Below are 11,677 nucleotides of genomic sequence, written 5' to 3'. Positions count from 1 at the left end.
TGCGCTTTGTTTGATTCCGATGTTGACGCGGGTGGGTGGTTATGGTTACTTGTGTTTAGTTATGTTTGGGTGAAGGAGTTCAGCGGTGAAGAAGACCTCGACCCGGCTGGCCGACGGTCGCGAGCTCATCTACTACGACCTGCGCGACGACACCGTCCGCGAGGCCGTGGACCGGCGTCCGCTGGAGCGGACCGTCACCACGTCCGAGGTTCGTCGGGATCCGCTGCTCGGCGACTCCGTGGCCATTGCCTCGCACCGACAGGGGCGCACCTATCACCCGCCCAAGGACGAGTGCCCGCTGTGCCCCTCGCAGGGGGACCGGCTGAGCGAGATCCCGGACTCGTCGTACGACGTCGTGGTCTTCGAGAACCGTTTTCCCTCGCTGGCCGGCGACTCGGGCCGCTGTGAGGTTGTGTGCTTCACCTCGGACCACAACGCCTCCTTCGCGGATCTGAGCGAGGAACAGGCGCGGCTGGTTCTCGACGCCTGGACCGACCGGACTTCGGAGCTGTCGCATCTGCCCTCCGTCGAGCAGGTGTTCTGTTTCGAGAACCGGGGTGCGGAGATCGGTGTGACTCTGGGTCACCCGCATGGCCAGATCTACGCCTACCCCTTCACCACGCCCCGCACCGCCCTCATGCTGCGTTCCCTCGCGGCGCACAAGGAGGCGACCGGCGGGGAGAACCTCTTCGACGCCGTCCTGGAGCGCGAGCTCGCCGACGAGCGGGTCGTCCTGGAGGGGGAGCACTGGGTCGCCTTCGTGCCCTACGCGGCGCACTGGCCGTACGAGGTGCACCTCTACCCCAAGCGCCGGGTGCCCGACCTGCTCGGGCTCGACGAGGAGGCCCGCACAGAGTTTCCCAAGGTCTACCTGGAACTGTTGAGGCGCTTCGACCGGATCTTCGGTGAGAGCGAGTCTCCGACGCCCTACATCTCCGCCTGGCACCAGGCGCCGTTCGGGCAGCTGGAGGAGTTCGAGGGCGTCAGCCGTGACGACTTCGCGCTGCATCTCGAGCTTTTCACCATTCGCCGTACGTCCGGCAAGCTGAAGTTCCTCGCGGGCTCCGAATCCGGCATGAACGTCTTCATCAACGACATCCGGCCGGAGGCCGCGGCACAGCGACTGCGAGAGGTAGCGAGTCAATGAAGTACCTGGTGACAGGTGGCGCGGGTTATGTCGGCGGGGTCGTGGCCCAGCACCTTCTCGAGGCGGGGCACGAGGTGGTCGTCCTCGACAACCTCTCCACCGGCTTCCGCGAGGGCGTCCCGGCCGGCGCCGCCTTCATCGAGGGCGACATCCGCGACGCCGCCAAGTGGCTCGACTCCTCCTTCGACGGCGTGCTCCACTTCGCCGCGTTCTCGCAGGTCGGCGAGTCGGTCGTGAAGCCCGAGAAGTACTGGGACAACAACGTCGGCGGCACCATGGCCCTGCTCGGCGCCATGCGCGAGGCCGGAGTGCGCCGGCTGGTCTTCTCCTCCACGGCCGCCACCTACGGGGAGCCCGAGGAGGTGCCGATCGTCGAGTCGGCGCCCACGAGGCCGACCAACCCGTACGGCGCCTCCAAGCTCGCCGTCGACTTCATGATCACCAGCGAGGCGAACGCCCACGGGCTGGGTGCCGTGTCCCTGCGCTACTTCAATGTCGCGGGCGCCTACGGCAAGCAGGGCGAGCGCCACGACCCCGAGTCGCACCTCATCCCGCTGATCCTCCAGGTCGCCCAGGGCAAGCGTGAGGCCATCTCCGTCTTCGGCGAGGACTACCCGACCCCGGACGGCACCTGCGTCCGCGACTACATCCACGTCGCGGACCTGGCCGACGCCCACCTCCTCGCGCTGAAGGCGGCCCAGCCGGGCGAGCACCTGATCTGCAACCTCGGCAACGGCGAGGGCTTCTCCGTCCGCCAGGTCATCGAGACGGTCCGCCAGGTGACCGGCCACCCGATCCCCGAGGTCGTGGCCCCGCGCCGGGGCGGCGACCCGGCCACCCTGGTCGCCTCGGCCGCCACCGCCCGCGAGAAGCTGGGCTGGAACCCGTCCCGCGCGGATCTCGCGGGGATCGTCGCGGACGCCTGGGAGTTCGCGCAGACCATCAGCGCAGCAAGGGAGCAGTAGTGGCGGCACAGCAGGTCCGGGACGGTTTCACCGAGCTCTACGGAACCGAGCCCGAGGGTGTCTGGTCGGCGCCGGGCCGCGTCAACCTCATCGGTGAGCACACCGACTACAACGACGGCTTCGTGATGCCCTTCGCGCTGCCGCACACCGCCGTCGCGGCCGTCTCACGGCGCGAGGACGGCGTCCTGCGCCTCCACTCGGCCGACGTCGAGGGCGGTGTCGTCGAACTGCGCCTGGACGACCTGGCCCCGGAGAGCGACCGGAACTGGACCGCCTACCCGGCCGGTGTCGTCTGGGCCCTGCGCGAGGCCGGGCACCCCGTCACCGGCGCGGACGTCCACCTCGCCTCGACGGTCCCGGCGGGCGCGGGCCTGTCCTCGTCGGCGGCCCTGGAGGTCGTGATCGCGCTCGCGCTCAACGACCTGTTCGAGCTGGGCCTCCAGCGCTGGCAGCTGGCCCGGCTGTGCCAGCGCGCCGAGAACGTCTACGTCGGCGCCCCCACCGGGATCATGGACCAGACCGCGTCCGCCTGCTGCGAGAGCGGCCACGCCCTGTTCCTCGACACCCGGGACCTCGCCCAGAAGCAGATCCCCTTCGACCTCGCCGCCGAGGGCATGGTCCTGCTGGTCGTCGACACCCGCGTCAAGCACTCCCACAGCGAGGGCGAGTACGGCAAGCGCCGCGCGGGCTGCGAGCGGGGCGCGGCCCTGCTCGGCGTCGACGCCCTGCGGGACATCCCCTACGGCGAGCTCGACGCGGCCCTCGAACGGCTCGGTGACGACGAGGAGGCCGTACGTCTGGTCCGGCACGTGGTCACCGAGGACGAGCGGGTCGAGAAGGTCGTCGCCCTGCTGGAGTCCGGCGGCGACACCCGCGCGATCGGCCCGATCCTTGTGGCGGGCCACGCCTCGCTGCGGGACGACTTCCGGATCTCCTGCCCGGAGCTGGACCTGGTCGTCGACACCGCCCTCGCCTCCGGCGCCCTGGGCGCCCGGATGACCGGCGGCGGCTTCGGCGGCTCGGCGATCGTGCTGGCGGAGGCGGCGGACGTGGAGACCATCGCCAAGGCGGTCCAAGAGGCCTTCGCAGCAGCGGAGTTCACCGCTCCGCGGGTGTTCGAGGCAGTGCCCTCGGCGGGGGCGCGGCGCCTGGTCTGAGACCGACTGACCGCTGTTTTGCCCGGCTTGATCCGAACTTGGGGAAAGCCGGGCCTCTCCCTGACGTACCTCCCAGTAGCGTCGGAGCGTGAGTCGAGGGCACCTTCGCATCCTGTCGGCGATCGGCATCGGCTGCTACGCGCTCGCCGTGATCGTCGGCTTCTTCCTCCTGGCCGACCATCACGGCAGCGGTCTCCTGGTGCCCCTGTGGATCGCGCACGGCGTGCTGCTCGCCGTCCTGCTGACGAAGCTGTGCGCGGACGAGACGGGCCTGTCCGCCGCGCTGCTGGTGGTGGGGGCCTCCCTGGTGGCCGTGTACATCGCCGACCTGGCCCGCGACGACCTCACCCTGGAGCGGCGCGGCGAACGCGTCACCGCCACCGTCCTGCGCGACTGGCCCGCCCCGGACCAGGGCCACCGGACGGACACCTACGACTACGCCCTCGCCCGCCGCGACGGCACCAGGCTCCCGGGCCCCGCCCTCCGCGCGAAGTCCGGCAGCCTGGCCGTCGGCCAGACCGTCACCGTGCTCGCGGACCCCGACGGCGTCCTGCGCCCCCGGACCCCGGGCGACGCGGACGCGACCGGTGACGTCCTCGGTGTGGGGGCGTTCGCGCTGATCGCGCTCGGCGTCGTCGCGGCCACGGCCCGCCGGGGCGCGGCCGTCGCCCGCCGTACCAGGGAACGCGCCCGGCTGGACGAGCAGGAACACATGCTCCGCGAGGCGCTCCGCACGGCCCTGGCCGACGACCACGGCTTCGTCGAGGTCCACCCCGCGCACTACCCCGACGTCTCCCACCGCCGCGCGGCCGGCATCGCGGGGGAGCTGGGTCTGGAACCCGGGGACGAGCCGGGTTCCTGGCGCTTCAGGCAGTGAGCCGCTTGGTCAGCGTGTACTCCGTGATCCCCGGCGGATAGTCCGGGATCACGCACACCACGTCGTACCCCTGCTTCTTGTAGAACTCCGGCGCCTGGAAGTCCCACGTCTCCAGGCGCGCGAAGGCGCAGCCCCGCTCGCCGCGCGCCGTTCGCTCCGCCTGTGCGAGCAACTGCGAACCCAGGCCCGTCCCGCGGTGCCGTCCGTCCACCCACAGATAGGTCACGTGCAGCCAGCTGGTCCAGGTGTGGCCGACCAGTCCGCCGGCGAGGGCGCCGGAGTCGTCCAACGCCCATACGTGGAGCGGAAGTTCTCGTTCACCTGGGGTTCCGCGCAGTGCGCGCAGGATCGGGGAGGCGGCGGTATTGGTGTCCCGCAGCTGTTTGCGGAGCAGATCTTGCCGGGCTTTGTCGACTTCTGTCTCCAGACGAAACATGCGGCCCACCATAAACGCCCCGGACAGCCAGTTCTGCAAATAACCTTCCGCTCCTGCCCCCCGGCCGTACCCTGATGAACAGCACCGGTGGGGGCCGGTGCTGATCAGGGGGCGAGACAGTCGGGTACGGCGCCCGAAGTGGGGGTAGCAGTTCTTGCGCGGCGGCGGCCGTGCGGCCATCGTGCTTCGGGCGTCGTACCCGCGGCGGTGTCGTCTCCCGAGTCGTCCTCAGACGAAGACGATGGGGTATCCCCTGCTCTTCGAGAGCTTGGGGAAGGGGGTTTCGTGGTTCGCATCCGAGTCCTGGTCGTCGACGACCATCGCATCTTCGCCGAGTCGCTCGCCGCCGCGCTGGCGGCCGAGCCCGACGTGGAGGTCTCCGCGGCCGGCAGCGGTCCCGCCGCGCTGCGCTCGCTGGAGCGCGCGGCCGCCGAGGGCCGCCGTTTCGACGTGCTGCTCGTCGACGCCGACCTGGGCGGCAACGTCCAGGGCATCAGGCCCGCCGTGTCCGTGCCGGACGGCGGCGAGGAGGGTCTCGTCGACGGCATATCGCTGGTCGCCGGGGTCCGTACCGGACAGCCGGCGGTCCGGATCGTCGTGCTCGCCGAGAAGGACGATCCGCGCCGTGCCGCGCTCGCCCTGCAGGCCGGCGCCTCGGGCTGGGTCGCCAAGGACTGCTCGCTGTCCCGGCTGCTCACCGTCATCCGGGGGGTGCTGCGCGACGAGACCCATCTGCCTCCCGCCCTGCTCACCGGCGTGCTCAGGGAGCTCACCGCCGCCCGCAAGCACCGCACCGAGAGCGAGCGGCTGGTGGAGTCCCTCACTCCGCGCGAGCGGGAGGTGCTGCGCTGCATGGTGGCCGGGCTCGGCCGCAAGGCGGTCGCGGAGAGACTGTTCCTCTCCCCGCACACCGTGCGCACCCACATGCAGAACGTCCTCGGCAAGCTGGGCGTCCACTCCACCCTGGCCGCCGTCGCTCTCGCGCGGCGCGCGGGTGTGGGGCCGGTCGACCTAGCCGGGGATGTTGTCGAACGGGGCGGTCAGCTGGCGTAGCAGCCCGGCCAGTTCCCCGCGCTGGGCGCGCGACAGCTCGGCGAGGATCGCGCGTTCCTGTTCCAGCAGACCGGCGAGGGCCTGGTCCGCGCGGTCCTTGCCGTCCTCGGTGAGCCTGACCAGCACCCCGCGTCGGTCGCTCGGGTCGGGCAGCCGCTCCACCAGGCCCTTCTTGGCCAGCCGGTCGATGCGGTTGGTCATGGTGCCCGAGGTGACCAGAGTCTGCGTCAGCAGCTGTCCGGGGGAGAGCTGATACGGCGTCCCCGCGCGCCTGAGCGCGGTCAGCACGTCGAACTCCCAGGGCTCCAGACTGTGCTCGGCGAAGGCCAGCCGGCGTGCCCGGTCCAGGTGCCGGGCCAGTCTGCTCACCCGGCTGAGCACCTCGAGCGGTTCCACGTCGAGGTCAGGGCGCTCCCGGCGCCACGCAGCGACCAGCCGATCGACCTCGTCCTCCATGACGATCAGTGTAGTGGTTGTGTCGACGTGAAGTCTCTTGACGTGAAGTCTCTTGACATCAAGATAAAAACGGGGGAACAGTGAGTCCCATGACGACTTGGGACCCCGCTCAGTACCTCCGCCACGCCGACCACCGCGCCCGCCCCTTCGCGGACCTCCTCGCCCGCGTCCCGGACCTGCCCGGCGCCCCGCCCCTGATCGCCGACCTCGGCTGCGGCCCCGGCAACGTGACGGCGCTGCTCGCCGCACGCTGGCCCACGGCCCGCATCACCGGCTACGACAACTCGCCCGAGATGCTCGACAAGGCGCGGGTCGAGTACGCCGGGCCCACGTCCGGCGGCGGCCGGCTGGACTTCGCCCACGCCGACGTCCGCACCTGGACGCCCGCACAGCCGTACGACCTCATCGTCAGCAACGCCACGCTGCAGTGGGTCCCCGGGCACGTGGACCGGTTCGCCGACTGGATCGACGGGCTCGCCCCCGGCGGCACCTTCGCCTTCCAGGTGCCCGGCAACTTCGGTTCCCCGAGCCACCGGCTGATGCGCGAACTCGCCGAGTCCCTGGGCCTCGCGGAGACCCTCCGCCACGAGGACGCCGTCCTCGCCCCCCAGGACTATCTGGCGCGGCTGACCGGCCTGGACTGCGAGGTGGACGCGTGGGAGACGACGTACGTCCACCTGTTGCCGGGTGAGGACCCGGTCCTGGACTGGGTCAAGGGCACCGGCCTGCGCCCCGTCCTGACCGCGCTCGCCGACGACCCGGAGACCAGGGAGAAGTTCCTGACCGCGTACCGGGCGGCGCTGCGCGAGGCGTACCCGGCGGGCCCGCACGGCACGCCCTTCCCGTTCCGCCGCATCTTCGCGGTGGCCCGGAAGCAGGGGTGATGCTCGTCGCCGTCGACCATGTGCAGCTCGCCGCGCCTCCCGGCTCCGAGGACCTGCTGCGCGCCTTCTACGTCGACGTCCTCGGCATGACCGAGATCCCCAAGCCGCCGGTGCTCGCGGTGCGGGGCGGGTGCTGGTTCCGGGCGGGAGCCGTGGAGCTGCACCTCGGGATCGAGGAGGGGTTCCGGCCGTCCGGGAAGGCCCATCCCGGGCTCAGGGTCACGGACATCTCGGCGTGCGCCGCGCGGCTCCAGGCGCACGGGGCGCCGGTGCGCTGGGACGACGGTGTGCCGGGGCGCCGGCGCTTCCACTCGTGCGACCCCGTGGGCAACCGGCTGGAGTTCCTGGTTTGACCTCGGCTGTCCGGGTCACCCGCAGTGATGACAGCGCAATCGTCCATCGCTGGGAGTGAGAACGGTGTCAGGAGACCAGAAGGCCAAGGCCAAGATGGAACAGGCCAAGGGCAAGGCCAAGGAGACCGTGGGCCGCGCCGTCGGCAACGAGCGCATGGAAGCCGAGGGCCGCGCGGGGCAGTCCAAGGGGGACGCGCGTCAGGCCAAGGAGAAGGCGAAGGACACCTTCAAGCACTGACGGTACTGACCGTACGCAAACGCGTCGGCCCGTGCACCGCATAGGTGCACGGGCCGACGTACGTCCGGGTGAGCGGTCAGCGCCACTCGGCCGGGATGTGGGACAACTGCTCCAGGACGTCCCAGCCCGCGGGGCGGTTCGCGGGTACGTCCCAGGGGGCGCCCTGAGCCACCCAGTAACCCCGGGTCTCACGGACCTTGGACAGATGGTCGTCGCCGAGACCGGACTCGACGCCGCAGCAGTCGCAGATCACGTACTGCGGCACGCCGTGGCGGTCCCACAGGAGCGAGCCGTCATCGCGGCCGCAGACCCGGCAGACCGTCTCCGACAGGTCCTTGGCCGGCTGTCCGGTGTCCTCCGTGTGCATCTACCTGAGCTCCGATCCACGTGCGGGTTCCCGCAGCCAGTCTTCCAGCGTGCCCCGGTAACCGTTGGGGTTGGTCGCCGCGTCGTACGGGCGCGGCTTGTACAGGGTCTGCGGAATACCGTCAGGGGTGAACGCCGACCACGCCCCCCTCGCCTCGTCGAAGACCGCGACGGATCCGCCGTTCTGCTGGTAGATCCGGTAACCGGGCACCGACTGGCCGTTCTTGATCGCGTTGCGGCCGAGTGCGCTGTAGCGGTGGGCGAGTTCGACGTACTCCGACAGGGAGGACAGTTCGGGGAACTCCGCCTTGTGCTTGCCCCAGTGCGTCGCCGCGTTCTGGGCGTTCGACAGACCCCTGCGCGGGTTCGCGGTCCAGATGTGCGGGATCTTCCCCTCGGCGCGCATCGACTTCGCGAACGCCTCAGCCGCCGCCATGCCGGTCTTGCCCCACTTGCCCGCTGTCGCGCCCCACCCGACGATCGGGATCGCCGCGGCGCACGACAGCGAGGAGTTGAGGGCATCGCCCTCGGCCCCGTACCAGCCGCAGTTGATCAGGTCGAAGGCCTCACCGAAGCCGGGGACCAGGCCGGCGGTGTCCAGGACGAGGTGCCCGGCGCCGGAGACGTAGTCCCACCAGTCGCCCTCCTCGGCCGCCAGGTCGGCCAGCGCGTCCTCCAGGGCCTGGGCCTCCGCCTTGTCCTTGCGGAACTCCTCGTCCTTGCGCTTGGCCTCGGCCTCCTCCCAGATCTTGATCGCCGTGGCGACGATCGCCTCGGTGTACGCCTTCTGCGCCTCCTCCGCCGACTTTCCGGCCGCGTTCGCCGAGGCCCGTGCCTCGTCGGCCGCCTGCCATGCGGCACCCGCCGACCCCTGCGCCGCCGCAGCCGAAGCCGTGGCCTGCGCCGCGGAGTTGGAGGCGCGGCGGGCAGCCGCGTGGGCGTCCGCCTCTGCCGCGCGGGCCGTGCGGGCCGAGGCCGCCGCGTCCGCCGCCGACTTCTCGGCCGCCGCGGCCGAGGTGCGTGCCTGGTCCGCGTACACGTTCGCCTGCGCGGCCGAGTCCTTCGCCTGCTGGGAGTACTCGGCGGCCTTCTCGGCGGCCTTGCGGGCCTCGGCGGCGACCTTCTGGGCGAGGGCCGCGTTCTCCTGGGCGGTCCACGCCACCCGGGCCGCGCCCGCGATCAGGCCCTGTACCCGGGCCACATGGGTGGCCGTCAGCCGGTCGGCGCGCAGCGCGGAGAACTGCCCGACCTCGATGAACGCGTGCAGCACCTCCGGCGGTCCGGCCAGCGCGACCTGGGCGGCCGCGGACAGCTCGGGCCCGCCGCTCTCCTTCAGCTGCACGGCCCGTACGCGCTCGTCGGTGGTCCGGGCGGTGAAGTAGCCCGTGGTCAAGAACTCCCGCATGCGGTCGGTGGAGTTGGAGTCCAGCGCGGCCTGCCCGGCCTCCTTGACGCCGGGACCGGCCCCGTCGAGGAGCTTGGTGATCTCGACGCGGTAGTCGTTCGCCGCGGCCTTGTGCTGGCCGGTCGTCAGGAACGCGCGGATCGCGGCGGTGTCCCCGTCCAGTGCCGTCTCGGCCGCCGTGCGCACGGTCGCGGAGCCCGCGTCGGTGGCCAGCTGGTCGACGCGGCCCCGCTCGTCCTGCTCCTGCGCCCGCTTCAGGTCGGTCCGCAGGTACGCCACGACCTCGGTGTCCGAGGAGGACAGCGCGACCTCGGCGGCCGTCACGCTCCACGGACCGCGGGTGTCCGCGATGTGCAGGGCCACCTTGCGGCCCTTGGCGGCGGCCTCGGGGATCTCCACGGCGGGGGACGCCGCCTCCTCGGCGAGCGCGGCGGCCTCGGCGTCCTTGGCCCGGGCCTCCTCGGCCTTGGCCCGCTCGCGCGCCTCGCGCTCCTCGGTCAGCCGCTTCAGGTACTCGGCGCGGGCCGTGGACTGCGCGCTGCGGGCGGCAAGTTCGGCCGCCTCCACCTCGCGGGCCAGGTCGAAGGTCGTACGGGCCTTGGCCACGGCCGCGGTCGCCGCGTTGGCGGCCTCGGTGGCGGCGTTGGCGTGCTTGGTGGACTCCTCGGCGGCCTTGGCGGCGTCGCCCGCGTGCTTGGCGGCCTCCTCGGCGGCGGTCGCCGCGTTCTCGGCGTGCACGGCGGCCGAGTTGGCCGCGTCCCGCGCCTCGTAGGCCGCCTGCGCCGAGCGCGTGGCCAGCGCCTCGGCCCGGTTGGCGGCGGCGGTCGCGTCCGCCGCGTGCCGACGGGCGTCGGCGGCGGCGTCCCGGGCCCGCTGGGCCTGGGCGTCCGACACGCCCGCGTATCCGCTCGCGGCCGTCGCCGCCGCGGCCGCCGCGTCCGCGTTGGCCCCGGCGCTGAGGGCGGCCTTGGCAGCCTTGCCGGCCTCGGTGGCGGCCACGCCCGCGTGGTTCGCGGCCTCGGCGGCCTTCTTCGCGCCCTTGGCCGCGTCCCGGGCCTTCGCCGCGGCCTTGTTGGCGGCGTCCGCCTTGGTCGCGTCGGTCGCCGCGTCCGCCGCGGCCGAGCGCGCGCTCGACGCGGCCTGGGCGGCAGCCGCGGCGGCCGAGGCCGCTTGCGCGGCGGCGTTCGCGGCGATGCGCGCCGAGGTGTTGGCGGCGCGCGCGGAGGCGATGGCCTGCTCGGCGGCGCGGGCCGCGCCCCGGGCCGCGTCCGCCGCCCGGCCCGCGGCGCCGGAGGCCCGCTGGGCGTCGTCCTTGGCGGCCTCGGTCTCCCGCGCGGCCTTCTCGGCGGCCTCCTTGGCGAGCTCGGTCGCCGCGATCGCCTTCTCCGAGGCGTCCTTCGCGGCCTCGGTCTCCTCGGCGGCCTGCCGACCGGCCTCCGTCGCCTGCTCCGCGAGCTGGGCGATGGTGGCCTGTTCCTGGTCACGGGCGCGGGCGATGTGCTGGCCGACGGCGAGGAACTCGCGTACGTCGTCCATCGTGCCGTTCAGTGCCGCCCGGCCCGCCTCCCGGGTGGCCTGGCCGCCGGTGCTGATGATCTGCACCACGGCCACGCGGTCGTCGTTGTCGCGGGCCGCGTACTGGCCCTCGTTCAGGAAGGCCCGGACGTCGTCGATGCTCCCGTTCAGCGCCGCCCGGCCCTTGGCCTGCACCTCACGGCCGCCGAAGGCCACGACGCGTGCGGCCTGGACCCGCTGGTCCTCCTCCAGAGGCTGTTTCCAGCCGTCCTTCAGGAACGCCGTCAGCTGCTCGGACGTGCCCGCGAGCGCGGTCTCGGCGGCCTCGCGGACCGCCCGCCCGCCCATCGACAGGATCTGCACGGTGGCGACCCGGTCGTCACTGAGCTGCGCGACCACCCGCTCCTGGTCCAGGAAGCGGCGTACGGCCGTGTCACTGCCGGTCAGCGCGGCCTCGGCGGCCGCGCGCACTCCCGGCCCGCCGGTCTTCCACAGTGCGACGACCTTGCCCCGGTCGGTCGCCGGTATGTGTTCCAGGCCGGTCGGCTCGGGTTCGACGGGGTCGTCGACGGCCGCGGCGGGCGCGGCGGACAAGAGCCCTGCCAACAGGGCCGGCAGCAGGGAGAGACCGACGGCCGTGGTCAGCCGCCTCCCCCTGCCGAGCAGTCTATTTCTCAATTGAGAAGCAACCTTCCGCTTCCCGGCCGTTCCCCTGGCCGGGGGTCGGATCTCGACCGGGAGAGCATACGCTTTGCCTCTGCTTTGTGAGCGCTTTGTTTTTGCTCCGTGCTTTGTTATGTTCGCTTTCCGCAACGGGGAGGCGGA

General features: G+C 72.2%; 12 protein-coding genes. 8 read left to right on the top strand and 4 right to left on the bottom strand.

Annotated elements, in window-relative coordinates; all coding sequences use genetic code 11:
• The first annotated feature begins 85 nt into the window (after positions 1–85).
• From galT to IOD14_RS40335, 4 genes are all read left to right on the top strand, one after another.
• Positions 86–1,147, top strand: a complete 1,062-nt coding sequence (gene galT, locus IOD14_RS40350; RefSeq protein ID WP_123989822.1) for a galactose-1-phosphate uridylyltransferase — start codon at positions 86–88, stop codon at positions 1,145–1,147.
• The gene (gene galE / locus IOD14_RS40345) at positions 1,144–2,112 is read left to right on the top strand and encodes a UDP-glucose 4-epimerase GalE (RefSeq protein ID WP_123989821.1); all 969 of its coding nucleotides are present in this window, start codon (positions 1,144–1,146) and stop codon (positions 2,110–2,112) included. Before galT ends, galE begins: the two co-directional genes overlap by 4 nt.
• Positions 2,112–3,269 carry a galactokinase gene (gene galK, locus IOD14_RS40340; protein WP_123989820.1) on the top strand — a complete coding sequence of 386 codons (1,158 nt, stop codon included), beginning with the start codon at positions 2,112–2,114 and terminating at the stop codon, positions 3,267–3,269. Before galE ends, galK begins: the two co-directional genes overlap by 1 nt.
• A gap of 88 nt (positions 3,270–3,357) precedes the next feature.
• The gene (locus IOD14_RS40335; RefSeq protein ID WP_212672866.1) at positions 3,358–4,146 is read left to right on the top strand and encodes a hypothetical protein; all 789 of its coding nucleotides are present in this window, start codon (positions 3,358–3,360) and stop codon (positions 4,144–4,146) included.
• Here IOD14_RS40335 and IOD14_RS40330 read toward each other — a convergent pair.
• Positions 4,136–4,594, bottom strand: a complete 459-nt coding sequence (locus IOD14_RS40330) for a GNAT family N-acetyltransferase (protein WP_123989818.1) — start codon at positions 4,592–4,594, stop codon at positions 4,136–4,138. The two genes, IOD14_RS40335 and IOD14_RS40330, sit on opposite strands and share 11 nt — an antisense overlap.
• Before the next feature lie 273 nt (positions 4,595–4,867).
• On the opposite strand from IOD14_RS40330, the gene IOD14_RS40325 reads away from it, so the two are divergent.
• Complete coding sequence (locus tag IOD14_RS40325) at positions 4,868–5,635, top strand: response regulator transcription factor (protein ID WP_031042132.1); 768 nt, start codon at positions 4,868–4,870, stop codon at positions 5,633–5,635.
• On the opposite strand, the gene IOD14_RS40320 is transcribed toward IOD14_RS40325, so the two are convergent.
• Positions 5,594–6,091 (bottom strand): MarR family transcriptional regulator, encoded by a 498-nt coding sequence (locus IOD14_RS40320; RefSeq protein WP_007382615.1) that lies wholly within the window; start codon positions 6,089–6,091, stop codon positions 5,594–5,596. The genes IOD14_RS40325 and IOD14_RS40320 overlap by 42 nt on opposite strands.
• A gap of 89 nt (positions 6,092–6,180) precedes the next feature.
• On the opposite strand from IOD14_RS40320, the gene IOD14_RS40315 reads away from it, so the two are divergent.
• The 3 genes from IOD14_RS40315 to IOD14_RS40305 all read left to right on the top strand — a co-directional run bounded on the left by IOD14_RS40315 (position 6,181) and on the right by IOD14_RS40305 (position 7,566).
• Complete coding sequence (locus IOD14_RS40315) at positions 6,181–6,975, top strand: trans-aconitate 2-methyltransferase (RefSeq protein WP_212672865.1); 795 nt, start codon at positions 6,181–6,183, stop codon at positions 6,973–6,975.
• A complete protein-coding gene (locus IOD14_RS40310) occupies positions 6,975–7,328 on the top strand; it encodes a VOC family protein (protein WP_123989816.1) in 354 nt (117 codons plus the stop codon). Before IOD14_RS40315 ends, IOD14_RS40310 begins: the two co-directional genes overlap by 1 nt.
• 64 nt (positions 7,329–7,392) lie before the next feature.
• Positions 7,393–7,566, top strand: coding sequence for a CsbD family protein (locus tag IOD14_RS40305; protein ID WP_123989815.1), 174 nt, complete (start codon positions 7,393–7,395; stop codon positions 7,564–7,566).
• A gap of 76 nt (positions 7,567–7,642) precedes the next feature.
• On the opposite strand, the gene IOD14_RS40300 is transcribed toward IOD14_RS40305, so the two are convergent.
• Both IOD14_RS40300 and IOD14_RS40295 read right to left on the bottom strand, forming a co-directional pair.
• Positions 7,643–7,933 (bottom strand): hypothetical protein, encoded by a 291-nt coding sequence (locus IOD14_RS40300; RefSeq protein WP_123989814.1) that lies wholly within the window; start codon positions 7,931–7,933, stop codon positions 7,643–7,645.
• Complete coding sequence (locus IOD14_RS40295; RefSeq protein ID WP_249126189.1) at positions 7,934–11,530, bottom strand: hypothetical protein; 3,597 nt, start codon at positions 11,528–11,530, stop codon at positions 7,934–7,936.
• Between the last annotated feature and the right edge of the window lie 147 nt (positions 11,531–11,677).

It is taken from the genome of Streptomyces sp. A2-16, assembly GCF_018128905.1.
Lineage (GTDB): Bacteria > Actinomycetota > Actinomycetes > Streptomycetales > Streptomycetaceae > Streptomyces.
The sequence above is the reverse complement of the archived record's forward strand: the minus strand, read 5'-3'. Positions and strand labels throughout refer to the sequence as shown.